Genomic DNA, 26,297 nt, shown 5'->3' with positions numbered 1-26,297 from the left:
AGTATATCACTCACACTGATTGCCACAAATGAAACACTGGTTTTAATCAATAGGTTGCGTGGTATTCAGTGGGCAAAATCGGTTTGTCTCGCCGGTTCGCCAGCAAAACAAACCGTCTGATTACGCCGTGAGAGATGCCATATCGATGACGAAGCGGTATTTTACGTCGCTTTTCAGCATCCGCTCGTAAGCCTCGTTGATCTCCTGAATTTTAATCACTTCTACGTCGGAAACGATGCCTTTCTGCGCGCAGAAATCGAGCATCTCCTGAGTTTCCGCAATCCCGCCAATGCACGAACCCGCCACGGAACGGCGGCCCAGGATCAGCGGCACGGTGTTGACGTAGGGCTGCAGCTCGCCAAGCAGGCCGACAAACACCAGCGTGCCGTCAAGGGTCAGCGTCGGCAGATAGGGATTAATGTCATGGGTATAGGGCACGGTGTCGATAATCAGGTCGAACTGGTTTTTTACCTGTTCCATATGCGACGGATCGGTGGAAATAATCACGTGATGAGCCCCGAGCCGACGCGCATCCTCTTCTTTGCCCGGCGAGCGGGTAAACAGTGTGACCTCCGCGCCCAGCCCGTTCGCCAGCTTAAGCGCCATATGCCCTAATCCGCCAAGACCGACTACCGCCACTTTGCTGCCCTCGCCAATATTCCAGCGTTTGAGCGGCGACCAGGTGGTGATACCCGCGCATAACAGCGGTGCGGCACCTTCTAAATCCAGGCCGTCCGGGATACGCAGCACAAAATCTTCGCTGGCGAGAATAGCCTGTGAGTACCCGCCAAACGTGGGGCGATGATCGAAGCGATCCTGACCGTTATAGGTCTGGATGTTGCCTTCTTCGCAGTACTGCTCCAGCCCCTGCTTGCAGGGGTTACATTCGCGACACGAATCCACCATACAGCCGATGCCCGCCAGATCGCCGGGTTTAAATTTGGTCACCTTGTCGCCCACCGCCGTGACCCGGCCAATGATTTCATGGCCTGGCACCAGCGGATACTGACTGAAGCCCCAGTCGTTACGAGCCTGATGGAGATCGGAGTGGCACACGCCGCAATAAAGAATCTCCAGCGTCACGTCATCGGGGCGCGGGGTACGGCGTTCAACCTGGAAAGGCGTTAACGGTTCTGTGGGGGAAAGCGCTGCATAACCTGAAACTTTCATCTTTGTTCTCTCTCGCTGTAAACAGACCTATTCACTGTAGACCCGCCCCCTGCTGATAACCACTGCGCGAAAAATTACGCCCCGCATCCAGCCATGGATCACATCGGTTTCCGGCGCGTATCCGGCTGTTTATGTTGTGAAATCGTGATGCGGCGGGATCAATGACGTTAACTAACGCACCCTTCAGCGCGATCGTTATCACTGTTTCCGGAATCCTGTTTCAGTTTCCCTCTTACATTTGTTTACACCAATCAATCAAATGCATATAGTTCTCATTTTTATTCGTATCTCTGATATTTCTTGCACCCACAACAGCTATGCGCCCTCAGGAAAACCGGGCCGCGCAGCAAAATTTGCGTCTTTTATTAAGGGTTAATCATGTCTTTTGTTGTTAATACCAGGAAAAATGTTTTGCCGCACCGCTCGCTGCTGGCGATGTGCGTTTGCGCCGCCCTGCCGGTGAGCAGCGCGTTCGCTGCGCCGCAGTCTGAAGATACCGTGCTGGTAGAAGCCTCTGCCGATAACGCGCAGGCTGAAGAGAGCCAGGATTACAGCGTTAAAACCACGACGACTGGCACCAAACTGCTGCTGGTTCCGCGCGATATTCCGCAGTCTGTTAGTGTGATCAGCCAGCAGCGCATGCAGGATCAGGAACTCAACACCATCGGTGAAGTGTTGGATAACACCACCGGTGTAAGCGCTTCGCGTATTGACAGCCACCGAACCAACTTCTTCGCACGTGGCTTCTTCATCAGCAACTTTGCTTATGAAGATATGCCGACCTTTCTGGATAACCGCTGGAACTTTGGCGATACCGCAGGCGACACGGCTATTTTTGAAAAAATTGAAGTGGTGCGCGGCGCAGCTGGCCTGATGAGCGGTACCGGCAACCCTTCTGCTTACGTCAACATGGTCCGTAAGCATGCCGACAGCAAAGAATTCAAAGGTTCGGTTTCCGCTACTTACGGCAGTTGGGATAAACAGCGCTATGTGATGGACCTTCAGGCGCCCCTGACCGAGTCGGGCGATGTCCGTGGACGCGTGATCGCCGGTTATCAGGATAATGACTCCTGGCTGGAGCGTAACCACTACCGTAAGAAGTTTGTTTACGGGGTGGTAGATGCGGATATTACCGACTCTACCACCCTCTCTCTGGGTTATGACTATCAGGAAAATGAAGAAGATAGCCCGACCTGGGGTGGATTCCCGTCATTATTCAGCGACGGTAGCCGCACTGATTTCCGCCGTGGTTTCAATACCGCTGCCGACTGGGCCTATTCCAATGGTGATTCTTCCAAAGTCTTTGCAAACCTGACGCAACGTTTTGGCGACGGCTGGGAAATGAAGGTTAACGCCATGCACGCCGAAACCAATTTTGACGGCAAGCTGATGTATATCGACGGTTACCCGGACAAAACCACGGGACTGTATGACGCATCGCAATTCCAGGGCGCATGGGGCGGCTGGAACCGCGGCGAGCGTAAGCAGGATTCTGTTGACGCGTTTGTGCGCGGTGGTTACGACCTGTTAGGACGCCAGCATGAAGTGATGTTCGGCGGCAGCTACAGCCGCCAGCGTAATAATTACGATAACTCTTATCCGGTTAACGACAATTACGGTCTGATGGACGTGGGCAGCATTTATGACTACAACGGCAACCTGGCTGATCCGCAATGGTCTGAGTGGGCGCTTTACCAGCGCGACGTGATCCGTCAAAAAGCCGTGTACGCTGCCACTCGCCTGTCGCTTGCCGACCCGCTGCACCTGATTCTGGGCGCGCGTTATACCGAGTGGAGCGCAAAGTACAACCTGGAGCGTAAACCAGACGAAATTCGTAACACCAAATTCGACGATGTTACGCCGTATGCGGGCCTGATTTACGACATCAACGATACCTGGTCGGCCTATACCAGCTATACCTCAATCTTCCAGCCGAGCGGCCAACGTGACGCCAATAGCGAATTCCTCGATCCTACCACCGGTAAAAGCTATGAAGCGGGCATCAAAGGCGACTGGGACAACACGCGCCTGACGGCTTCGCTGTCGGTATTCCGCACCGAGCAGGATAAGGTCGCGGTTTCTACCGGTCAGGCCATTCCGGGTTCCGGCGGGCAAACTGCATATAAATCCGTGGACGGTACGGTCAGTAAAGGCGTGGAGTTTGAGCTGAACGGCGCGCTGACGGATAACTGGCAGCTGACCTTCGGTGCCAGCCGCTATATCGCTGATGACGAAAATGGGGATGCGGTGAATCCGGCCCAGCCGCGTACTACCGCCAAACTGTTTACCCGCTATCAGCTGCCGATGCTGCCTGAGTTAGCGGTAGGCGGTGGCGTTCGCTGGCAGAATAAAACCTGGAACCTTATCGACAACGGTCCGAATGGCGTATCGCGCGTATCCCAGAACGGGTATGCGGTGGTGGATCTATTTACCCGTTATCAGGTGACAAAAGACTTCGCCGTTCAGGCCAACCTGAACAACGTATTTGATAAAGAGTATTACGACTATCTGGACACTTACGGGGTTTACGGCGCGCCGCGCAACTTCTCTGTGACCGCGAACTACAGCTTCTGATGCCTGTCTGGCGGGGACGTTAACGCGTCACCGCCTTTTTTACGTCCCTTCCCCGCCTGGATTGCAGGCAATAAAAAAGGGAGCCTTGCGGCTCCCTCAGTCTCCCCGAACAACGCTTAGCTGTTACGGATGTACTCATCCATTTCAGTTTTCAGGTTATCGGATTTAGTACCGAAAATCGCCTGAACGCCGGAACCTGCAACAACCACGCCCGCAGCACCGAGTTTTTTCAGGCCAGGCTGGTCAACTTTCGCCACGTCGGCCACGCTAACGCGCAGGCGAGTGATGCAGGCATCCAGGTTAGTGATGTTTTCTTTGCCGCCGAAAGCCGCAACCAGAGCCGGTGCCATTTCGCTGGTACCAGTGGCTTTGCTGTCTTCGGTTGCATCTTCACGACCCGGGGTTTTCAGGTCCAGCGCTTTGATCAGCACGCGGAAGATGGTGTAGTAAACCACCGCGTAGCCTGCACCCACAATCGGGAACAGCCACAGTTTGCTGCTGTTGCCGGACAGAACGATGAAGTCAATCAGGCCGTGAGAGAACGAGGTACCGTCACGCATACCCAGCAGGATACAGATCGGGAATGCCAGGCCTGCCAGAATCGCGTGGATGATGTACAGGATCGGCGCAACGAACATAAAGGAGAACTCGATCGGCTCGGTGATACCGGTCAGGAACGAGGTCAGCGCAGCGGAGATCATGATACCGCCGACTTTAGCGCGGTTTTCCGGCTTAGCAGAGTGCCAGATGGCAATCGCGGCAGCAGGCAGACCGTACATTTTGAACAGGAAGCCACCAGACAGCATGCCCGCAGTCGGGTCGCCTGCCATGTAACGCGGGATATCGCCGTGGAACACCTGGCCTGCGGCGTTGGTGTATTCGCCAATCTGCATCTGGAAAGGAACGTTCCAGATATGGTGCAGACCAAACGGCACCAGGCAGCGCTCGATAAAGCCATAGATACCAAACGCCACTACCGGGTTCTGATAGGCAGCCCACTGGGAGAAGGTCTGGATAGCAGAGCCAATCGGCGGCCAAATAAAGGACAGGATAACGCCCGTGAAGATCGCAGCCAGACCAGAGATGATCGGCACGAAACGCTTACCGGCGAAGAAGCCCAGATACTCAGGAAGCTTGATGCGGTAGAAACGGTTGAACATGTAGGCGGCAATCGCACCCGAGATGATCCCGCCAAGCACACCGGTATCGGCCAGGTGTTTAGCAGCGATCTCTTCCGGCGGAAGATGCAGAACCAGCGGCGCAACCACAGCCATGGTTTTCACCATGATGCCGTAAGCCACCACAGCGGCGAGAGCGGAAACGCCATCGTTATTGGTAAAGCCAAGCGCGACACCAATGGCGAAAATCAGCGGCATGTTGGCGAAAACTGAACCGCCCGCTTCTGCCATCACATGGGAAACCACCGCTGGCAGCCAGCTGAAGTTTGCGGAACCGACGCCCAGCAGAATACCTGCGATCGGGAGTACGGATACCGGCAGCATCAGCGATTTACCCACCTTTTGCAGGTTAGCAAATGCATTCTTAAACATAATTGAGAGTGCTCCTGAGTATTAGTGCTTTTTACGCGTTTAACGCATCAGCCTGTGGGGAGAGACAGGCCATAAACAGGGCATCTAAGTGCCCTTTATTTATTACGCAGAGTAAAATAAATAGGCTCAACATTGTTTGACAGCTATCACGTTTCAGCAAAACGCAGGCCAAAAACTTTCATTTCTTTACATTAGAGATGTCTGGATGTGTCTAAACGCAGCGTCACCGCCCTTTTTCAGGCGGTGAACTTTACTCGCTTTAAATATTAATTACGAGCTTTAAAATAACTGTGAGAGCCTGCGGATCAGGCGAGGTGGGAGAGGTCGAGATGGAAGAGTTCGGAGAAATTACGCGTGGTGATACGCGCCAGTTCCTCGACGGAAACCCCTTTAAGCACAGCCATGTACTCAGCGACATCTCTCACTAACGCTGGCTGGTTCTCTTTGCCGCGATGAGGCACTGGCGTCAGCCAGGGGGAATCCGTTTCAATCAACAAACGATCGAGCGGTACGTATCGCGCGGCCTCGCGCAATTGCTCTGCATTGCGAAACGTCACGATACCGGAAAACGAGATATACATTCCCATATCGAGAAGCTTCGCTGCCGTTTCCTTGTCCTCAGTAAAACAGTGTAGTACGCCACCGCATTCCGTCACGTTTTCCTCGCGCAGGATCGCCAGGGTGTCTTCACGGGCGTCGCGGGTGTGGACGATCACCGGTTTATTCAGCTCGCAGCCAATACGCAGGTGGTTGCGGAACGATTCCTGCTGCTGAGGTTTGGTTTCCGGGGTGTAGTAATAGTCGAGGCCAGTTTCGCCCATGGCGACCACGCGCGGGTCCGCCGCCAGCTGGCGCAGTTGTTCGACGTCCCAGGCCTCATCCTGATTCAGCGGATGAACGCCGCAGGAGTACGCCACGTTATTGCGTTCGCCAATCATTTCACGCATCGCCCGGTAGCCCGGCAACGTGGTGGCTACCGCCAGGCAAAACTTCACGTCGCGCGCAGCGGCTTTTTCCAGTACATCGTCAACGCTGGCGTGCAGCGTCTTGTAGTCCAGCCCGTCAAGGTGGCAGTGTGAATCAACTAAAAACATAGTGTCTCTCAGAGAGGGGAATGCGGGAGCGGTGCGCCAGTGCGCCATACCTGTTCCCAGTTTAAGAGTAGTTCAGTGAGCATCAGTTCGCGGTTAAGCCCGGCGACCGAGATAAGCTGTTCGCGGCATGGCAGCAGCAGATTCAGCATCGACTGCAACCGGTCAGTGGGCAGCAACGTCGCCAGCCGTTGGCTGTTCGCGGATAAATCCACATGGGTGCTATACCCCCCTGCCCCCTGCTGGCACTTGATGGCGTCCAGCAGCAGCGCCGCCAGCCAGTGCAGGCGCATCGCCGCGTCATCGTGATGCAGGTCGGGCAGCAGCGTCAGCGCATCGCGTGCAGCAATGGCCTGTTCCAGACGTTCCGCCAGCAACGGACGCTGCGCCCAGCCGCTGGTTTGCAGCAGTTCCAGCGCCGCCGCGGGCGCGCCACCGCTTAACCGCAAGGCGGCAATACGCTGATCCTGGGGCACATCGGTTTCACGCGCCAGCCAGGCTTGCGCCCAGCGATCTTCCGGCGGCGACAGGTGCCAGTATAAACAGCGGCTGTGCAACGTGGCGGGCAAACGCTCCGGCGCGCGGCAGCCCAGCATAAACCAGGTTTTTTCCGGCGGTTCTTCAAGGGTTTTCAGCAGCGCGTTGGCGGCAGCTTCCGTCAGCTGCGCGGCATCTTTGATCCACACCACTTTCGCACCGCCCAACCGGGCGCGATCGTACAGCTTTTCGGTCACTTCGCGGATCGCGTCAATGCCCAGCGTCGCTTTGCCTTTTTCAGGTTCAATAAGATAGTAATCGGGATGCGTCTGGGCCTGCATCAGCTGGCAGGCGCGGCATTGCCCGCAGCTTTTCTGCCCGTCCGGCTGCTGGCACATTAACCAGCGGCCAAGGGCATAAATCAGCGAGTCGTCCCCCATGCCCGGCAGGGCATGAACCAGTAATGCATGGTGACCACGGCCAGCCTGATGGTTCGCCACCAGCTGCTCATAGGCAGGACGCAGCCATGGATACCATTTCATTACGCCTGCTCCTTAACCCAGCGCGTCACCGTTTCACGAATCGCCTGGGTTACTGCTTCCAGCGATTGCGTCGCGTCGATGGTATGGATACGGCTGTCCGACGCCGCCAGTTCCAGATAGCGGGCGCGGGTACGATGAAAGAAATCAAACGACTCTTGTTCGATGCGATCCAGATCGCCGCGCGCGCGGGCGCGCTTAAGACCAATTACCGGATCGACGTCCAGATACAGCGTCAGATCCGGGGCGAAGTCGCCTAATACGGCCTGGCGTAAAGTGCTGAGAAGATGGGCATCAATGCCGCGACCACCGCCCTGATAGGCCTGGGTCGACAGATCGTGACGATCGCCGATCACCCATGCGCCGCGCGCCAGCGCCGGTTTGATTACGGTTTCCACCAGCTGCACCCGCGCCGCGTAAAACATCAGCACTTCTGCTTTGTCGGTAATCACTTCGTCGCCGACGGATTTAATATCCAACACCAGGCTGCGCAGTTTTTCCGCCAGAATGGTGCCGCCGGGTTCGCGGGTAAAGGCCATATCCTCAATACCCAGCGATTTCAGCGTCTCCACTACCACATTGCGCGCCGTGGTTTTCCCTGCTCCCTCTAATCCCTCAATGACAATGTACTTGCCCATCTTTTTCCTTCATGACTTTCAAATAATCCTGCACCGACTTGTTATGGTCCGCGAGGTTGGTATTAAACGTGTGTCCGCCATCGCCGTCAGCGACAAAATAAAGATAAGGCGTTTTCGCTGGCTTCGCCGCAGCCATTAATGAGGCTTCGCCCGGAATGGCGATCGGCCCCGGCGGCAGGCCGTTAATAATATAGGTGTTGTAAGGCGTCGGGGTATCCAGCGCTTTACGGGTCAGATTGCCTTCATAATCTTTACCCATTCCGTAAATCACGGTGGGATCGGTTTGCAGCCGCATGCCGATCCGCAGGCGGTTTACGAACACCGAAGCGACTTCTGGACGTTCGCTGGCGACCGCAGTTTCTTTCTCGATAATCGAGGCCATGGTCAGCAGTTGCTCTTTATCCTGATACGGCAGCCCTGCCGCTTTCTCATCCCAGGCTTTATCAACGGCCTTTACCATACGCAGATGCGCGCGCTTTAGCAAAGCCACGTCGGTGGTATTGGCGGTATACAGCCAGGTATCCGGGTAGAACCAGCCTTCAATAGATTTAGCGCTGTCGAACCCGAGGGCTTCGGCCACCGTTGCATACTCATCGTCTTTCAGAGTGTGCTTGATGTAAGGCGCTTCGCGCAGTCGACTGAGCCAGTCGCTCAGACGGGTGCCTTCAACAAACCGCAGCGGGAACTGGGCTTCTTTACCGCTTTCCAGCAGTTTGAGCATGTCGCGCACGGTCATCTCTGGCGTAAAACGGTAGGTACCCGCTTTAAAATGCGACAGCTCAGGCTCGACTTTCAATAGCCACTGGAAAACCCGTGGTCGGTTAATGATTTCTTCGTCGGAGAGTTGATTACCCAGCGCCAGCCGGCCGGTACCCGCTTTCAGGGTAAAAATGGTTTCTTGCTTGACGAGCAGACGGCTGTCCGCCAGTTGGCGTACTTTCCAGTAGCCAACGCCTGCGGCAATCGCCAGGGCAATAATAATCAGCAAAACAAAACGCAGCATTTTCTTCATTGGTTCAATTCGGCTCACAAAGAGGGGCTAAATAGTGGTAAAGATCGCGGGAAGCGTAGCGAGTGTGCATGGCCTGGTTCACCGGGACAATCGGCATTAGCGCATTGCAGATAAACACCTCATCCGCCGTTTCCAGATCGCTCAGTAAGGCGCGCACCTCCTCCACTTGCCAGGCATTGTGGTTCAGCTGGCTCAGGATATGCTGGCGCATTAACCCATTGACGCCCGCCTGGTCGAGTTTCGGCGTATACACGCGCTGACCTTTGCGCCAGAACAGGTTAGCGGCGCAGCATTCCGTCAGCCAGCCTTCGCTATCCAGCACCAGCGCTTCCTGGGCATTCGTTTGCTCCAGATGACGCCGAATCAATACCTGTTCCAGCCGGTTAAGATGCTTGATACCCGCCAGCAGCGGATTGCGGCCAAGCTGCACCGGGCTTTGAGTTAAGGTAACGCCCTGCTCCCGCCACTGGGTATAAAACGCCGGGTAAGGCGCAACGGACAGCATACGCGTCGGCGAATCGCAGCCCGTGGTGCTGTAGCCTCGCCCGCCCGCGCCACGGCTAATGATGACCTTCAGGACCGCCAGTTGCTGCGTCTTAGCAATGCTGCGCATCTCTTCACCCAGCACGGTGGCATCAGGAAAAGCGATGCCCAGCCTGTCGCATGCCTGCGCCAGCCGTTGCAAATGCGCATCAAAAAGTTGAATTTGACCGCCGATCACCCGCGCCGTGGTAAAACACCCGTCGCCAAACTGGATCGCCCGATCGTTAGCCGCCAGCGTATGTTGCCATGTGCCATTGATTAAGAACATGAGGGCTCCTTACCGATAGCGCGCTAGTGTCGCAGGATGTAAAGCGAGGGGCAAGAGGAGAAGTCTGATGAAAAGGCCCACAGAGGGGCCTTTAAAAAGAATCGGTTAGATCTTTTTGAAGATCAATGAACCGTTGGTACCACCGAAGCCGAAGGAGTTACACAGGGCGTAATCCATACCGGAAACCTGACGTGCTTCGTGCGGAACGAAATCCAGGTCGCAACCTTCATCCGGGTTATCCAGGTTGATGGTCGGCGGGATAGCCTGATCGCGCAGCGCCAGGATAGAGAAAATGGACTCTACCGCGCCCGCTGCACCCAACAGGTGACCGGTCATCGATTTGGTGGAGCTGACCATCACGCGATGGGCTGAGTCACCAAATACTGATTTCACCGCCTGCGCTTCTGCCACGTCGCCCGCAGGGGTCGAGGTGCCGTGAGCATTGACGTAGCCAACCTGGCCCGCTTCAATACCTGCGTCACGCAGGGCATTGGTCATTGCCAGCGCCGCGCCCGCACCGTTATCTGGCGGTGAGGTCATGTGATAAGCGTCGCTGCTCATGCCGAAACCGACCACTTCGCAGTAAATTTTCGCGCCGCGTTTCTTCGCGTGCTCGTACTCTTCCAGCACGATAATGCCCGCGCCGTCGCCGAGCACGAAACCGTCACGCTCTTTATCCCACGGACGACTTGCCGCTTGCGGATTGTCGTTACGAGTGGAGAGTGCACGAGCGGCACCAAAACCACCCACGCCCAGCGGGGTGCTGGCTTTCTCAGCGCCGCCCGCAAGCATTGCGTCCGCATCACCATAGGCAATCATGCGCGCCGCATGGCCGATATTGTGAACGCCAGAAGTACAGGCCGTGGCGATAGAGATGCTCGGTCCACGCAGGCCGAACATAATAGTCAAATGACCTGCCACCATGTTTACGATAGTAGACGGGACGAAGAACGGGCTAATCTTACGTGGGCCACCGGCCACCAGCGAGGTGTGGTTTTCTTCGATAAGACCTAAGCCACCAATGCCGGAACCGATAGCGGCACCGAACCGGGTTGCGTTTTCTTCCGTCACTTCCAGACCAGAATCCTGCATGGCCTGAATACCGGCAACAACTCCATATTGAATGAAGGCATCCATCTTGCGTTGATCTTTACGCGAGATAATGTCGTCACAGTTAAAATCCTTTACTAAGCCAGCAAATTTCGTTGCATAGGCGCTAGTATCGAAATGGTCGATCAGGCTGATGCCACTCTGACCGGCAAGGAGAGCTTTCCAGGTAGACTCTACGGTATTGCCGACAGGAGACAACATGCCCAGTCCGGTCACAACTACACGACGCTTAGACACGTTTGTCCTCCAGGGAGGGATAAAAAAGGGATTCGTGGGATAAAAAAACTCAGGCGGTCGAGTGACCGCCTGGAGATGTTCACTTACGCCTGGTGGCCGTTGATGTAATCAATGGCAGCCTGAACAGTAGTGATTTTCTCAGCTTCTTCGTCCGGAATCTCAGTATCAAACTCTTCTTCCAGAGCCATTACCAGCTCAACGGTGTCAAGAGAATCAGCGCCCAAGTCTTCAACGAAAGAAGCATTGTTGGTAACTTCTTCCTGCTTAACGCCCAGCTGTTCGCCGATAATTTTCTTAACGCGTTCTTCGATAGTGCTCATACTCTTAAATTTCCTATCAAAACTCGCTTTCGCGATGGTTTTCGTAGTGTATAAAATGTTGAAAAAGTTGCAACTAAATCCCGGCAGGTCGTACCACGATTTTACGCTATTTTGCGGGCAATCGCCCTAATAACGCAAATAATTTTATACCCTTCCCCATTCAGACGGCAGGTTTTAAGCCATCTCTGACCATTCTTGCTCACAGAGTAGACTGTGAAGACGAGAATCTGTTCAGCGGCTTGTCCTGCCTCTGGCGGCGAGAGGTATAAACATGGTTAAACCATATACATCCCGCCGTTGACGTGCAGAGTTTCACCAGAGATGTAACCCGCTTCATCAGAAGCTAAGAATGCAACCGCACTGGCGATTTCCTTCGCATCGCCTAAGCGACCCGCAGGAACCTGCGCCAGGATACCCGCACGCTGATCGTCAGATAGCGCGCGCGTCATGTCCGTTTCAATAAAGCCCGGAGCAACAACGTTCACTGTAATACCGCGAGACGCTACTTCGCGCGCCAGCGATTTACTAAAGCCGATAAGACCCGCTTTCGCCGCAGCGTAGTTGGCCTGACCCGCATTTCCCATGGTACCAACCACAGAACCGATAGTAATAATACGCCCATGACGTTTTTTCATCATAGCTCGCATTACTGCTTTTGACAGACGAAATACGGATGAAAGATTGGTTTCGAGGATGTCGCTCCACTCTTCTTCTTTCATGCGCATCAGCAAATTATCGCGAGTGATACCGGCATTATTAACCAGAATATCCACTTCACCAAATTCGCTACGAATATTTTCCAGCACGGATTCGATAGAGGCCGGGTCGGTGACGTTAAGCATCAGACCTTTACCGTTAGCACCCAGATAGTCGCTGATCGCCTGCGCGCCGCTTTCGCTGGTGGCAGTACCGATAACTTTCGCGCCGCGCGCCGCAAGGGTTTCAGCAATTGCGCGGCCGATGCCGCGGCTTGCGCCGGTAACCAGCGCGACTTTTCCTTCAAAACTCATGGTATTCCTCGTTTTATTGCTCGAGTGCTGCGGCCAGGCTTGCCGGCTCGTTGATCGCGGAGGCGGTTAAGCTGTCCACGATGCGTTTAGTCAGGCCGGTCAATACTTTGCCTGGACCAACTTCGTAAAGATGGGTGATATCACGGGAAGCCATGAGCTCAACGCTTTTGGTCCACTGCACCGGGCTGTACAGCTGGCGCACCAGCGCATTGCGGATCTCATCCGGATCGGTGGCGCAGGCGACATCAACGTTATTCACCACCGGGATCGCCGGCGCGTTAAAGGTGATGTTCTGTAGCTCTACCGCCAGTTTTTCGGCGGCGGGTTTCATCAGCGCGCAGTGCGACGGCACGCTCACCGGCAGCGGCAGCGCGCGTTTAGCGCCCGCGGCTTTACAGGCTGCGCCTGCACGTTCAACCGCCTCTTTATGACCGGCGATCACCACCTGGCCCGGCGAGTTGTAGTTGACCGGCGATACCACCTGGCCCTGGGCCGACTCTTCGCAGGCTTTGGCGATAGCGTCATCATCCAGACCGATAATGGCCGACATGGCACCGGTGCCTTCCGGAACCGCGTCCTGCATCAGTTTACCGCGCAGCTCCACCAGACGGACCGCATCGCTAAACGCGATAACGCCCGCGCACACCAGCGCGGAGTATTCGCCAAGGCTGTGACCCGCCATCATCGCAGGGGCCTTTCCGCCTTTTTGCTGCCATACGCGGTATAACGCGACGGAAGCAGTCAGTAGCGCAGGCTGAGTCTGCCAGGTTTTGTTTAACTCTTCGGCAGGGCCCTGCTGAATCAGCGCCCAGAGATCGTAACCTAAAACCGCAGAAGCCTCGGCGAAGGTCTCTTCGACGATGGGATATTGCGCGGCAACATCTGCCAGCATGCCCACAGCCTGGGAGCCCTGTCCCGGAAACACAAATGCAAATTGCGTCATGTTTTTAATCCTTGTTTATCAGAAACGAACCAGCGCCGAGCCCCAGGTAAAGCCGCCGCCAAAGGCCTCAAGCAGCACTAAATGGCCAGGCTTGATGCGGCCATCGCGCACCGCTTCATCCAGCGCGCTGGGCACGGACGCGGCAGAAGTATTGCCGTGACGATCCAGGGTTACCACCACATTATCCATCGACATGCCGAGTTTTTTGGCGGTTGCGCTGATAATGCGCAGGTTCGCCTGGTGCGGCACCAGCCAGTCCAGCGAGGAGCGGTCGAGCTGATTCGCGGCCAGCGTTTCATCAACGATATGCGCAAGCTCTGTCACAGCAACTTTAAATACTTCATTACCGGACATGGTTAAATAGATAGGGTTTTCCGGCACCACGCGATCGTGGTTTGGCAGCGTCAGCAACTCACCGTAGCTGCCGTCAGCGTGCAGGTGGGTCGAAATAATGCCCGGCTCTTCAGACGAGCTCAGTACCACGGCACCCGCGCCGTCACCGAACAGAATAATTGTGCCGCGATCCTGCGGATCGAGGGTGCGCGCCAGCACGTCGGAGCCGATCACCAGCGCATACTGCACCGCGCCGGATTTCACGTACTGATCGGCAATGCTCAGCGCATAGGTAAAGCCCGCGCAGGCCGCGGCGACATCAAACGCCGGGCAGCCTTTAATGCCCAGCATGCCCTGGATCTGGCATGCTGCGCTTGGGAAGGCGTGGGTCGCGGAGGTTGTGGCCACCACAACCATACCGATTTGTTCTTTATCGATACCGGCCATCTCAATGGCGCGCAGCGCGGCCTGGTAGCCCATGGAATCAACAGTCTCATCAGGACCGGCGATACGACGCTCACGAATGCCTGTGCGGGTGACAATCCACTCGTCAGTCGTTTCCACAATTTTTTCAAGATCGGCGTTAGTCCGCACGTGCTCAGGCAGGTAGCTGCCTGTGCCAATAATCTTCGTATACATGTACGCTCAGTCACTCTTGGGTAATATATCCGCTGGTGGCGCTGCAGGGGCGTTATCGCCGTCCTGCAATGCGAAACCTGCGGGATATAAACATTCCAGGCGAGCGGCTATCCGCTGAGGAACCTGCCGCTGCACCGCCTGCACTGCCTGTTCAATCGCCACGCTAAACGCGCGCTGATTGGCCGCGCCGTGACTCTTAATCACGGTGCCGCGCAATCCTAACAGACAGGCGCCATTATACTGGTCGGGGTTGAGGTGACTGAATCGCCTTGAGAGGCTTTTTTGTAACCAGTGCTTTAATAAACGCCACCACCACGACCGTTTTTTCCCCTCTCCCTGCGATTTGAGCAGAGAAAGGAACATTCGTACAACGCCCTCCATGGTTTTGAGTGTGACATTGCCTACAAAACCATCACACACCAGCACGTCCGTTTTGCCGGTTAGCAATTCATTGGCTTCAAGATAGCCAATATAATTCAGCGACGGCATGGTTTTTAACAGTGCCGCCGCGTCACGAATACTGTCGAGACCTTTGGTTTCTTCTTCGCCGATATTCAGTAACGCCACGCGTGGCGTCTGGATGCCAAGGACTTCCTCAGCCATCACTGAACCCATAATGGCGAACTGTACCAGCATCGTGCTATCGCAGGCCACGTTGGCACCTAAATCCAGCACCACGGTTTTGCCTTTTTGCTGATGCGGCAACACCGTCATCAGCGCCGGGCGCTCAATACCGTCAATCGGTTTGAGCAGCAGCTTAGCCAGCCCCATCAGCGCGCCGGTATTGCCCGCGCTGACGCAGGCCTGCGCCCGTCCCTCTTTAACCAGCTCCAGCGCCATGCGCATAGAGGAACCACGGCTATTGCGTACCGCCTGAGACGGCCTGACATCACTGGCAATAACCGACTGGGACGCAACGATCTGCAAACGCGAGCGTTGTTCAAAATCAGCTTTGGCGAGTAATGGAGTAATGACGTCGGGATCGCCGACTAAAAGGAGATTCAGTTGCGAATTAGAATTCAGTGCCTGCAAGGCTGCAGGCACTGTCACGGAGGGACCAAAGTCCCCACCCATGGCATCTAACGCAAGGGTTAGACGTGTCAAGGTATCGACGGGCGACGTTATATCCCCGCGTAAACGGGGAAACGACGCTAAGTTTAATCACGCTTGCGCGTGATTACTTAGCGATAACCTTGCGGCCGCGGTAGTAACCGTCGGCAGTGATGTGGTGACGCAGGTGGGTTTCACCAGAAGTCTTGTCAACAGACAGGCTGGTTACAGCGGTCAGTGCATCGTGAGAGCGACGCATGCCACGTTTGGAACGGGTTGGTTTATTCTGTTGTACGGCCATGGACCTTACTCCTCAATTACGGTTTACCCCGTTTGCGCGGGGAAGACCAATTACTTACGCTTTAAGCTGGCTAATACGGCAAACGGATTTGGCTTTTGCGCTTCTTCAGGCAGTTCACCAAATACCATGTCCGCTTCGGACACTTCACAGTGTTCATGATCATGCACCGGAACCACCGGCAGCGCGATGATGATTTCATCTTCGACAACCGCCAGCAGATCGATTTCACCGAATTCGTTAACCTCAATCGGCTCATACGCTTCCGGGAGTGCTTCAGCCTGTTCGTCTGAACGAACCGGACTAAAACAATACGTTGTGTGGACCTGATGGGAGAACGGATTCCCGCAACGCTGACATGACAACGTCACCGTCACCTTCGCATCGCCGGTTAATACCGCGAGACGTTGGTTATCGATGGCGAAGCGCATGGAGCATTCCACATCGCTGTCCACACTGACAACTGATTCGGCGACGCGCTCCACCTGTTCAGGGGTGTACACGCCATGGTAATCAAGGCGCTTTTGAGCGGTACGAACCGGATCGAGAGTCAGGGGTAATTTTACCTTTTGCATAGGGCGCGCATATTAACGTCGTAATGTCATAGAGTCAAAGGAAAAGGCGGTATCAACATGCCATTTGCTAATAAATCACACACAGCATTGTCCACAGTTTAAGATGTCATAATTAGATTCGCGAATTATGGCAGAAAAAAATGACTCAACTGGTACTCGCTTCGACCTCCCCCTTCCGTCAAAGCCTGCTCGAAAAATTGGGCCTTGCGTTTATAACCGCCGCGCCGGACTGCGATGAAACGCCGTTACCTAACGAAGATGCCCGCCATCTGGTGGTGCGTCTGGCGCAGCAAAAAGCGCAGTCGCTGGCAGGCCGTTTTCCGAATCATTTGATCATCGGCTCCGATCAGGTTTGCGTGCTGGACGGCAACATCACCGGTAAGCCGTTGAGCGAAGAAAACGCGCGTTGGCAATTGACCAGAGCCAGCGGCCATGTCGTCACCTTCTATACCGGTTTGGCGCTGTATAATTCCGCCAACGGCCAGCTGCAAACCGAATGCGAGCCGTTTGACGTGCACTTTCGCGCTCTCAGTGCCGAAGAAATTACGGGCTATGTAAAGAAGGAACAGCCGCTGTATTGCGCGGGCAGTTTTAAAAGCGAAGGTCTCGGTATTACGCTTTTTGAACGCTTAAGTGGACGCGATCCGAACACGCTGGTTGGCCTGCCGTTGATCGCGCTATGCCAGATGCTGCGTAATGAAGGGATAAATCCGCTGGCATAACCTAAAAAAAGCCCGGTATCAAACCGGGCCATTGCTGTTACTTGCCGTTGCGCAGCACGTTCAGACAGTGTTTAAGCGCATTGTCGAGCGGCGCTTCGACGCGCATCGTCTCGCCAGTATTAGGGTGCTGGAATTTCAGCGCCGCCGCATGCAGGAACAGGCGGCTTAATCCAGTATTCGCCAACTGCTTATCAAATTCACGGTCGCCGTAACGATCGTCAAAGGCGATAGGATGACCGGCATGCAGAGTATGCACGCGGATCTGGTGGGTGCGGCCCGTCACCGGGCTACAGCGCACCAGCGTGGCGAACGCATAACGCTCCTCCACTTTAAAACGCGTTTCCGATGGTTTGCCTTCACTACTCACCCGCACGATGCGCTCGCCGCTTTGCAGGATGTTTTTCAACAGCGGTGCCTGTACCACTTTCACATGCGACTGCCACTGCCCGCGCACCAGCGCCAGGTAATCTTTTTGCATCTCTTTGCCGCGCAACTGTTCATGCAGCGAACGCAGCGCCGAACGTTTTTTCGCCACCAGCAGGACGCCGGACGTGTCGCGGTCGAGACGGTGGACCAGCTCCAGGAAGCGGGCTTCCGGGCGCAATGCGCGCAGACCTTCAATCACCCCAAAGCTCAATCCGCTGCCGCCGTGCACGGCGGTGCCGGAGGGCTTATTCAGCACCAGGATATGATCATCCTCATACAAAATCGCCTCGGTGAGCGCAGAGACTTTTTGCAGATGTGGAGATACCGCCTGTTCTTCACGTTCGGCGACGCGCACCGGCGGAATACGCACTTCATCGCCGTCTTCGAGTTTGTATTCAGGTTTGATACGTTTTTTGTTTACCCGCACCTCGCCTTTGCGAAGGATGCGATAAATCATGCTCTTAGGCACACCCTTTAATTGGGTGCGCAAAAAGTTATCGATACGCTGCCCCGCTTCATCAGCGGTAATGGCAACGATTTTTACGGCTGGGGTCTCAGTTTTCATGGTGGCGATTCTAATTATCGACATTCATTAGCGCCACTCATTTTTATATGCTTATACTTACTGTCACCCGGATTCTGGCGGCTTATGAATCACCGGATTGGTGGATATAACAACAATCGGTAATTTGTGGTTAAGAAACTGTGAGTAACCGGGTGATAAATGGCAAAAGTCATCTTGCTATAACAAGCTTAGCAATGGAATAATGCTGCAGTTTTCCGTGTTAAAACTTGTTGAGACAAGGAACTTTGCGGAATTACCAGTTTTGCCTGACCGTTCATCCACGCAGCAATGGCGTAAGACGTATTGAACCTTCAGGCAGTTAGCGGGCTGCGGGTTGCAGTCCTTACCGGTAAATGGAAGCTTCTCTGGCGAAACATCCCAGGCAGTTCCCCTGATAATTGCGCTGTATTTCCAGATGAAATACAGGCTACCGACACTCTGCGCCTCTTAAGCGAGCGACAACCGTGAGGTTGGCGACGTGAATAGTCACGAGGCCATCGGTTCATACCCGGAAAGGCGATATCTTGCCCGCAGCTTAGTCGTCAATGTAAGAATAATGAGTAAGTTACGATGAAAAGAATGTTAATCAACGCGACTCAGCAAGAAGAGTTGCGTGTCGCCCTTGTGGACGGGCAGCGCCTGTACGACCTGGATATTGAAAGCCCAGGGCACGAACAGAAAAAAGCTAACATCTACAAAGGAAAAATCACCCGCATTGAACCCAGCCTTGAAGCCGCCTTTGTTGATTACGGCGCTGAGAGACACGGTTTTCTCCCTCTTAAAGAAATCGCCCGCGAATACTTCCCTGCTAACTATGCTTCCCATGGTCGTCCAAACATCAAAGATGTGCTGCGCGAAGGCCAGGAAGTTATCGTTCAGATCGACAAAGAAGAGCGCGGTAACAAAGGCGCGGCCCTGACCACCTTTATTAGTCTGGCGGGCAGCTACCTGGTTCTGATGCCGAACAACCCGCGCGCGGGCGGCATCTCTCGCCGTATCGAAGGCGACGACCGTACCGAACTGAAAGAAGCGCTGGCCAGTCTCGAACTGCCGGACGGCATGGGTCTGATCGTGCGTACCGCTGGCGTGGGTAAATCCGCCGAAGCGCTACAGTGGGACTTAAGCTTCCGCCTGAAACACTGGGAAGCCATCAAGAAAGCCGCTGAAAGCCGCCCTGCACCGTTCCTGATCCACCAGGAAAGTAACGTGATTGTGCGTGCCTTCCGTGACTATCTGCGCCAGGACATCGGCGAAATCCTGATCGATAACCCGAAAGTGCTTGAGCTGGCTCGCCAGCACATCTCTGCGCTGGGCCGCCCGGATTTCAGCAGCAAAATTAAGCTGTACACCGGTGAAATCCCGCTGTTCAGCCACTACCAGATCGAATCGCAAATTGAATCTGCGTTCCAGCGCGAAGTGCGCCTGCCGTCCGGCGGCTCTATCGTTATCGACAGTACCGAAGCACTGACCGCAATCGACATCAACTCCGCCCGCGCAACCCGGGGCGGCGATATCGAAGAAACCGCCTTCAACACCAACCTGGAAGCGGCGGATGAAATCGCCCGCCAGCTGCGCCTGCGCGACCTCGGCGGCCTGATCGTTATCGACTTTATTGATATGACCCCGGTGCGCCACCAGCGCGCGGTGGAAAACCGTCTACGTGAAGCTGTTCGTCAGGACCGCGCGCGCATTCAGATCTCCCATATTTCACGCTTCGGCCTGCTGGAAATGTCCCGTCAGCGCCTGAGCCCGTCACTGGGCGAATCCAGCCATCACGTCTGCCCGCGCTGTAGCGGTACCGGCACCATTCGCGACAACGAATCCCTGTCCCTGTCGATTCTGCGTCTGATTGAAGAAGAAGCGCTGAAAGAGAACACCAAAGAAGTTCACGCCATTGTTCCGGTGCCGATTGCTTCTTATCTGCTGAACGAAAAGCGCGACGCCATTACCGCAATCGAAACCCGCCAGGGTGGAGTACGCGCGGTGATCGTGCCGAACGACCAGATGGAAACCCCGCATTATTCCGTGCTGCGCGTGCGTAAAGGCGAAGAGACCAAAACCCTGAGCTACATGCTGCCGAAGCTGCATGAAGAAGCGATGGCAATGCCGTCTGACGACGAACCAGCCGAACGCAAGCGTCCGGAAGAGCCGGCGTTAGCCACCTTCGCAATGCCGGATATCCCGCCTGCGCCGCCAGAGACCAAAGCCGTTCAGGAAGCCCCGGCAAAAGTACAAGCCGCGCCGCAGCCTGCCGCGCCGCAGCCGTCCCAGCCGGGCCTGTTTAGCCGCTTTATCAACGCGCTGAAATCGCTGTTCGCCGGTGAGCCAGCCGCGCCTGCCCCGGTTGCAGAAGAGCCGAAGAAAGAAGCGGGTGAAGAGAAACAGCGTGGCGATCGCCGTAATAATCGTCGCCAGAACAACCGCCGCGATCGCAACGATCGTCAGGGACGCGACAGCCGTGATAATCGTGAAGGACGTGAGCCGCGTGAACCTCGCGAACCGCGTGAGCCACGTGAGCCGCGCGATGAAAACCGCCGCAACCGTCGTCAGGCTCAGCAGCAGACCGCTGAGGTGCGTGAAGTCCGCGATGTCGCCGTTGATGAGACCGAACAGACCAAAGGCCGTGACGAGCAGCAGCCGCGCCGCGAGCGCAGCCGCCGCCGTTCTGAAGACAAGCGCCAGGCACAGCAGGATGTTAAAGCGCTGAATCGCGAAGAGCGTCCGGAGCAGGATGCCGAGCAGGAAGAACGCGTTCAGGTGATGCCGCGCCGTAAACAGCGCCAGCTGGCCCAGAAAGTTCGCTTCACAGATGAAGTGGTCGAGTCGGAAGCCATTGTTGACGTTGAGCCGCAGGAAACCGTGCCGGCCCAGCGTACCGAACTGGCCACTATTCCGCTGCCTGCTGTGGTTGAAACCGAGACCAGCGAGCCGGAAGAAAACGCTGAAAATCGCGCAGACGCCAACGGCATGCCGCGTCGCTCTCGTCGTTCGCCGCGTCATCTGCGCGTGAGCGGCCAGCGTCGTCGTCGCTACCGTGACGAGCGTTACCCAACCACATCCCCAATGCCGTTAACCGTTGCCTGCGCTTCACCGGAAATGGCGTCCGGCAAAGTCTGGATCCGCTACCCGGTCGCGCAAGCGCCGGTGGTTGAACAGCAGGAACAGCCGGTTGACGCAACTGTGGAACAGCAGACGATTCAGATTGCGCCAGTAGCAACCGAAATCGCTGAAGTGGCACCGGTTGAAACGACCCATCCGGAAGTGATTGCTGCGCCGGTCGATGCCCAGCCGGAAATCATTGCGCCGCAGGATGACGCTGTTGCTGAGCAGGTTGCTGAAGAAGCCAAACCGGTAGACTCTGCGCCAGCTGCTGAAGCCGTGCAGGAAACGGCTCAGGAAGCCGTGGTGGTTGAGCCTGTTGCAGAAGAAAGCATCGCCGATGCACCGCAGGAGCAACCTGCCGCGCGTGAAGCTGAACAGCAGCAGCCAGCGGTTGTTGAGACGCCGGAAGCCGACGTTGCCGAACCGGTTGTTGAACCGGTAAAAGTGGAAGAACCGGTGAAAGCCGCTGCGCCTGTACAAGCGGAGCCGCAACCTGAAGCGCAGCCCGCGGCCGCAAAACCGGTCGCCAGCGCGCCGATGACGCGTGCCCCGGCCCCGGAATACGTGCCGGAAGCGCCGCGTCACAGCGACTGGGTGCGTGAACCGTTTGATTTTAGCGGTAAAGGCTCCGCGGGCGGCCACAGCGCCAGCCACCAGGCTACCGCGCCAGCCACCCGCCCGGGTCAGGCTGAGTAACCTCCCCCTAAGCCGGTCTTGATGACCGGCTTTTTTTTCGCCTATCCGGCGGCTGCATCCCCATTAATCCAGGCAGAATTTCCCGCATCAGCTCGAGAAATTTACGCAAGCGTGCGGGATAGTAGCGGCTATACGGATAGGCCAGCCAGACCGGGAGCGGCGCGGCCTGCCACTCCGGCAGGACATGCACCAGTTTGCCCTGCTCAAGATCCTGCGCCACTATCCACGCCGAGACGATACCCACGCCTAACCCTGCCAACACCGTCTCTCTCACGGCATACAGACTGTCAGTGCTCAGACGCGGCGCGATGGCAAGCGTTCGCGTTTCGCCCCCTGCAACCTGCCTGAGCGTCACTTCCTGTTGATAAAACAGGTTTAAGGCCACCCAGGGCAACGCGGTCAGCGCCTCAGGCTGGTCAATTTGCGGATAACCCGCCAGCAATTCCGGCGCGGCAACCACGATGCGCGGCACTTCCGCCAGCAGCACTGAAATGGTTGACGGATCGGGCTGCGCGCCGAGGTGGATAGCGCAATCGATATTCTCGGTGACAAACAGCGGGGCTTTATCGTTCAGCATCCACTCCACATTCATCTGCGGATACTGGCGAAGAAACTGCGTCAGCGGCGCAATCAGCTGCTGCTGACCAAACGCGTGCGGTGCCCGGACCCGCAACGTGCCCACTGGTTCATCTCCGGCGTTGCGCAGATCGTCTTCCAGCATCATCCAGTGGCCCGTCACGGTTTTAGCATGCTGATAGCAGCGTTCGCCATCGTCGGTCAGCTTCATGGCGTGGGTGGTGCGCAGCAGCAGCTTGCAGCCCAGCATCTCTTCCAGCGATTTAAGCCGGCGGCTGACGGTCGCCTGAGTGGTATTCAGCTGCACCGCCGCCGCGCTGAGCGATCCGCTTTCGATGATGCGGATAAAGGTGTTCATCAACTCAATTCGGTCTATACGTTCATTTGCCATTTAATTTTCCCGGACATACGCCTGGCGTATAACCGTTTTATCAGTTGTCCCGCTACCGCGCCAGCCTCCTGTCACCGACAATCCTCACATCTTCCAGAGCATGAGGCTTTACCCATGACCACTTCCCTTTCTTCTTCGGCGCTGATGCGTACTTTGCTGGTGCTTGCTACCGCTGCTGGCTTCAGTGTGGCATCAATTTATTACGCGCAGCCGATACTGCCGCTGATTGGCGATAATTTACATCTCGGCATCAGTAGCCTGGGGTTAATCCCCACGCTGACCCAGGCTGGATATGCGCTGGGGATCTTATTTCTGCTGCCGCTCGGCGACCGTTTCGATCGGCGTATCATTATCATGGTGAAATCTTTCACCCTGGCCCTGATGCTGGTTCTGTATAGTTTTTCTACCGGCGAACACAGCCTGCTGGCGTTGAGCCTGCTGCTGGGCGCTTCCGCCACCGTGGCGCAAGATATCGTGCCGGCTGCCGCCATTCTTTCTGCCTCCGGTAAGCAGGGTAAAGCCGTGGGTATGGTGATGACCGGTTTACTGTTGGGGATCCTGTTATCCCGCACCGTGAGCGGGTTGGTGAGTGCGGCCTTTGGCTGGCGCGCCATGTACCAGTTGGCAGCATTGAGCATCGCCCTGATCGGCCTGGCCCTGTGGCGCGTACTGCCGCGCTTTGCCGCGCAAGCGGAACTGGGTTACCCATCGCTGATGAAGTCAATGGTGGGTCTGTGGAGCCGCCATCCTGCGTTACGTCGCGCCGCGCTGGCGCAGGGGTTACTTTCGATTGGCTTTAGTGCCTTCTGGTCAATGCTCGCCGTGATGTTAAGCCAGCAATTCCATATGGGCAGCGCCGTCGCTGGCGCATTCGGTATCGCCGGGGCTGCGGGCGCGCTGGCTGCCCCGTTGTCAGGTTCGCTGGCCGACAAGCTGGGTGCTAACCGGGTTACCCAATATGCCGCCGCGTTGGCCACTGTTTCATTTGGTTTAATGATATTTCTACCGCTGCTGTCGCCTTTCTGGCAGCTCGTAATGATTGCGCTGTGCGCGGTGGGTTTCGACCTGGGCCTACAATCCTCGCTGGTGGCGCACCAGACGCTGGTATACCGGCTCGATCCACAGGCGCGTGGCCGTCTGAATGCCCTGCTGTTTACCGGCGTATTTATTGGTATGGCAGTAGGTTCGATTCTGGGCAGTGCTATGTGGGAAGAATATGGCTGGATGGGCGTGGTCATGCTTGCCGTAGTAGCCAGCGCTGGCGGCCTGCTGGTGCGGTTGGCGGAACAGCGCCAGCGTGATGCGCGGACAAACGCCTCGTATTAGCAAATTCCTAAAACCGGGGCAGAGTACTCATCCAACTATCAATTTGCGCTACCATTCGGCTGTTACAGGAAGTACTAAGTCACTGATAATTAATAGCTACAGAGTAAGTAACTCGATCTTAAGTCAGGCCCGGCAATACGGATTACGCCGGGCGTCATTATCCAGGAACGGACAAAAGGGAATGTTATGAGCACTATCCAGGCAACATCACGGGATCGAAAAATCCCGCTCAATATGGATGTCTACGATGCGGCTGTTAAGCGGATTTCATGGGTTTTCGATACCTTTTCCCGCGTTTGCGTTTCCTTTTCCGGCGGGAAAGACTCCACTTTATTATTTCATCTCACGGCGCGGGAGGCGCGTAAGCGTAACAGAAAGTTTAGCGTCATGTTTATCGACTGGGAGGTGCAGTTTCAGTACACCATCAATCATATTCAGGCGATGAAGAGCCTATATGCCGACTGTACGGAAACCTTTTATTGGATCGCGCTGCCTGTCACCACCGTCAATGGCACATCAGCCTGCCAACCGGAATGGACAGCCTGGGAACCCGGTATTGAATGGGTTCGCACTCCGCCGGACGACGCCATTACCGATCCCGTTTTTTTCCCGTTTTATACCCCCGGTATAACCTTTGAAGATTTTGTCCCCGCCTTTAACGACTGGCTGGCCCGCGTCGAGCCCATCACCCCCACCGCCATCCTGACGGGCATGCGCGCCGATGAGTCTTTAATGCGTTTTCAGAGCATTTGTGACCGCCGCAAAAATCGCTACAGCGTGGATAAGCCCTGGACCACATCCAGTATGACCTCTGGTGCCTGCACCGTTTCGCCTGTCTATGACTGGCGAACAGCGGATGTCTGGTCCTGGTTCGCCCGGACGCGCGCGCTGTGCAATCCGCTGTATGAACTGATGCACCAGGCGGGAGTAAAGCCACGCTATATGCGAATTTGCGAGCCATTCGGCCCGGAACAGCGCGCCGGGCTATGGTTATTTCATGTTCTTGAACCGGAACTGTGGGACCGGATCTGCCGACGGGTAAGCGGCGCGCATACCGGAGAGTTATACGCCGCCGAGCGCAACGGATTTTATGGTCAGGGGCAGCTCGTCAAGCCACAGAATAAAACCTGGAAAGAGTACGCGCTGTTTTTACTCGACAGCCTGCCGCCGTCTACGGCAGAGCATTACCGTAACAAGATCGCCATTTACCTACAGTGGTACCGCAATCGGGACTATCCGGATGATATTCCCGATTGCCAGGACAAAGACACCGGCAGCCGCGATGTTCCATCATGGCGGCGCATCTGCCGCACCCTGCTACGCAACGACTACTGGTGCCGGTCGCTGTCGTTCAGCCCGACCCGTACTCATCATTACGACCGCTGGAAAAAGCGCGTTCAGGAGAAACGTAAACTATGGCAAGTACTATGACCCCCGCCCTCGCGGATTTACTGGCGCCGCTCACCGAGTGGTTGAAGGGATTATCTGAGGAAAAACGTATTGATGCGCTCAATCAGATTAAACGCCATCTTCATACCCTGAGCCCCTTTAAGCAGGAGCCGGTAGATTGTGTTGTGTGGATCAAAGCCACGCAGCTAAAAGAAAACAACTACAACCCAAACGTGATGGCGGCGGCTGAACGCAAACTGCTGGCGCATTCGCTGATCAAAGACGGCTATACCCAGCCGGTGGTGGTGACGCCGTCGCCGGAGGAGACGCTGAACCTGGTTGATGGAGCGCATCGTTTCCGCGCCGGGTTAAAAGACCGCACGCTGGTGGCGCGGCTGCGCGGTTATATGCCGGTGGTTTTTCTTCCGGCGGATCGGGGTGGACGCGAGGCGAACATTGCCTCTACCGTTCGCCATAACCGCGCCCGGGGCAAGCATCAGGTTCCCGCCATGTCTGAGCTGGTTCTGGAGCTCTGCCACTACGGCTGGACTGATGAACAGATAGCGAAAGAACTGGGGATGGAACCCGATGAGGTGCTGCGTCTGAAACAAACCGCAGGCCTGAAAGAGATGTTCGCCGACCGTAAATACTCAGAAGCCTGGACGGTGGACTAGCCGTCATTATGAGATAAAAAAAAGCCCGCTCCGGGGTGCGGAAGCGGGCATAA

At 55.9% G+C, this 26,297-nt stretch carries 23 protein-coding genes; 6 read left to right on the top strand and 17 right to left on the bottom strand.

Annotated elements, in window-relative coordinates:
• Positions 1-120: 120 nt before the first annotated feature.
• Positions 121-1,170 (bottom strand): NAD(P)-dependent alcohol dehydrogenase, encoded by a 1,050-nt coding sequence (locus FND52_RS02685; protein WP_144129224.1) that lies wholly within the window; start codon positions 1,168-1,170, stop codon positions 121-123.
• A gap of 378 nt (positions 1,171-1,548) precedes the next feature.
• Here FND52_RS02685 and fhuE point away from each other — a divergent pair, with 378 nt between their 5' ends.
• The gene (gene fhuE, locus FND52_RS02680; RefSeq protein ID WP_144129223.1) at positions 1,549-3,744 is read left to right on the top strand and encodes a ferric-rhodotorulic acid/ferric-coprogen receptor FhuE; all 2,196 of its coding nucleotides are present in this window, start codon (positions 1,549-1,551) and stop codon (positions 3,742-3,744) included.
• 116 nt (positions 3,745-3,860) lie between these two features.
• Here fhuE and ptsG read toward each other — a convergent pair whose 3' ends face one another.
• The 14 genes from ptsG to yceD form a co-directional block, all read right to left on the bottom strand.
• Entirely contained in the window at positions 3,861-5,294 is a 1,434-nt protein-coding gene (ptsG, locus tag FND52_RS02675) for a PTS glucose transporter subunit IIBC (RefSeq protein WP_125292098.1), read from the bottom strand.
• Positions 5,295-5,599: 305 nt separating this feature from the next.
• Positions 5,600-6,388: a metal-dependent hydrolase gene (locus tag FND52_RS02670; protein WP_125292099.1), complete on the bottom strand. Its 789-nt coding sequence runs from the start codon at positions 6,386-6,388 to the stop codon at positions 5,600-5,602.
• An 8-nt stretch (positions 6,389-6,396) separates the two neighbouring features.
• Complete coding sequence (gene holB / locus FND52_RS02665) at positions 6,397-7,404, bottom strand: DNA polymerase III subunit delta' (RefSeq protein ID WP_144129222.1); 1,008 nt, start codon at positions 7,402-7,404, stop codon at positions 6,397-6,399.
• On the bottom strand, positions 7,404-8,039 hold the full coding sequence (gene tmk / locus FND52_RS02660; protein WP_125292101.1) for a dTMP kinase: 636 nt from the start codon (positions 8,037-8,039) through the stop codon (positions 7,404-7,406). Before tmk ends, holB begins: the two co-directional genes overlap by 1 nt.
• Positions 8,017-9,051 (bottom strand): cell division protein YceG, encoded by a 1,035-nt coding sequence (gene yceG, locus FND52_RS02655; protein WP_144129221.1) that lies wholly within the window; start codon positions 9,049-9,051, stop codon positions 8,017-8,019. Before yceG ends, tmk begins: the two co-directional genes overlap by 23 nt.
• A 4-nt stretch (positions 9,052-9,055) precedes the next feature.
• Entirely contained in the window at positions 9,056-9,862 is an 807-nt protein-coding gene (pabC, locus tag FND52_RS02650; RefSeq protein WP_144129220.1) for an aminodeoxychorismate lyase, read from the bottom strand.
• A 105-nt stretch (positions 9,863-9,967) separates the two neighbouring features.
• Positions 9,968-11,209, bottom strand: coding sequence for a beta-ketoacyl-ACP synthase II (gene fabF / locus FND52_RS02645; protein WP_125292104.1), 1,242 nt, complete (start codon positions 11,207-11,209; stop codon positions 9,968-9,970).
• Positions 11,210-11,292: 83 nt separating this feature from the next.
• A complete protein-coding gene (gene acpP / locus FND52_RS02640; protein WP_000103754.1) occupies positions 11,293-11,529 on the bottom strand; it encodes an acyl carrier protein in 237 nt (78 codons plus the stop codon).
• A 275-nt stretch (positions 11,530-11,804) separates the two neighbouring features.
• Positions 11,805-12,539 carry a 3-oxoacyl-ACP reductase FabG gene (gene fabG / locus FND52_RS02635; RefSeq protein ID WP_125292105.1) on the bottom strand — a complete coding sequence of 245 codons (735 nt, stop codon included), beginning with the start codon at positions 12,537-12,539 and terminating at the stop codon, positions 11,805-11,807.
• A 13-nt stretch (positions 12,540-12,552) separates the two neighbouring features.
• Entirely contained in the window at positions 12,553-13,482 is a 930-nt protein-coding gene (gene fabD / locus FND52_RS02630; RefSeq protein ID WP_144129219.1) for an ACP S-malonyltransferase, read from the bottom strand.
• Between the two features lie 18 nt (positions 13,483-13,500).
• The gene (locus tag FND52_RS02625; protein WP_144129218.1) at positions 13,501-14,454 is read right to left on the bottom strand and encodes a beta-ketoacyl-ACP synthase III; all 954 of its coding nucleotides are present in this window, start codon (positions 14,452-14,454) and stop codon (positions 13,501-13,503) included.
• Between the two features lie 6 nt (positions 14,455-14,460).
• A complete protein-coding gene (gene plsX, locus FND52_RS02620; RefSeq protein ID WP_125292108.1) occupies positions 14,461-15,558 on the bottom strand; it encodes a phosphate acyltransferase PlsX in 1,098 nt (365 codons plus the stop codon).
• 73 nt (positions 15,559-15,631) lie between these two features.
• Positions 15,632-15,805 carry a 50S ribosomal protein L32 gene (rpmF, locus tag FND52_RS02615; protein ID WP_002435125.1) on the bottom strand — a complete coding sequence of 58 codons (174 nt, stop codon included), beginning with the start codon at positions 15,803-15,805 and terminating at the stop codon, positions 15,632-15,634.
• A gap of 50 nt (positions 15,806-15,855) precedes the next feature.
• Positions 15,856-16,377 carry a 23S rRNA accumulation protein YceD gene (yceD, locus tag FND52_RS02610; protein ID WP_125292109.1) on the bottom strand — a complete coding sequence of 174 codons (522 nt, stop codon included), beginning with the start codon at positions 16,375-16,377 and terminating at the stop codon, positions 15,856-15,858.
• A 140-nt stretch (positions 16,378-16,517) separates the two neighbouring features.
• Between yceD and FND52_RS02605 the strand changes: the two genes are divergently transcribed.
• Positions 16,518-17,099: a Maf family protein gene (locus FND52_RS02605; RefSeq protein ID WP_125292110.1), complete on the top strand. Its 582-nt coding sequence runs from the start codon at positions 16,518-16,520 to the stop codon at positions 17,097-17,099.
• A 37-nt stretch (positions 17,100-17,136) separates the two neighbouring features.
• On the opposite strand, the gene rluC is transcribed toward FND52_RS02605, so the two are convergent.
• On the bottom strand, positions 17,137-18,090 hold the full coding sequence (gene rluC, locus FND52_RS02600; RefSeq protein ID WP_125292495.1) for a 23S rRNA pseudouridine(955/2504/2580) synthase RluC: 954 nt from the start codon (positions 18,088-18,090) through the stop codon (positions 17,137-17,139).
• Between the two features lie 570 nt (positions 18,091-18,660).
• On the opposite strand from rluC, the gene rne reads away from it, so the two are divergent.
• Entirely contained in the window at positions 18,661-21,888 is a 3,228-nt protein-coding gene (gene rne / locus FND52_RS02595; protein ID WP_144129217.1) for a ribonuclease E, read from the top strand.
• A gap of 7 nt (positions 21,889-21,895) precedes the next feature.
• Here rne and FND52_RS02590 read toward each other — a convergent pair whose 3' ends face one another.
• Positions 21,896-22,855, bottom strand: coding sequence for a LysR family transcriptional regulator (locus FND52_RS02590; protein ID WP_144129216.1), 960 nt, complete (start codon positions 22,853-22,855; stop codon positions 21,896-21,898).
• A gap of 114 nt (positions 22,856-22,969) precedes the next feature.
• Here FND52_RS02590 and FND52_RS02585 point away from each other — a divergent pair, with 114 nt between their 5' ends.
• From FND52_RS02585 to FND52_RS02575, 3 genes are all read left to right on the top strand, one after another.
• On the top strand, positions 22,970-24,181 hold the full coding sequence (locus FND52_RS02585; protein WP_144129215.1) for an MFS transporter: 1,212 nt from the start codon (positions 22,970-22,972) through the stop codon (positions 24,179-24,181).
• A gap of 186 nt (positions 24,182-24,367) precedes the next feature.
• Positions 24,368-25,612 (top strand): phosphoadenosine phosphosulfate reductase, encoded by a 1,245-nt coding sequence (locus tag FND52_RS02580; protein ID WP_144129214.1) that lies wholly within the window; start codon positions 24,368-24,370, stop codon positions 25,610-25,612.
• Complete coding sequence (locus FND52_RS02575; protein WP_125292115.1) at positions 25,597-26,244, top strand: ParB N-terminal domain-containing protein; 648 nt, start codon at positions 25,597-25,599, stop codon at positions 26,242-26,244. The genes FND52_RS02580 and FND52_RS02575 overlap by 16 nt, the downstream gene beginning before the upstream one ends.
• Positions 26,245-26,297 lie beyond the last annotated feature (53 nt).

The sequence above is a fragment of the Atlantibacter subterraneus genome, assembly GCF_007570865.1.
GTDB classification, from domain to species: domain Bacteria; phylum Pseudomonadota; class Gammaproteobacteria; order Enterobacterales; family Enterobacteriaceae; genus Atlantibacter; species Atlantibacter subterraneus.
The sequence above is the reverse complement of the archived record's forward strand: the minus strand, read 5'-3'. Positions and strand labels throughout refer to the sequence as shown.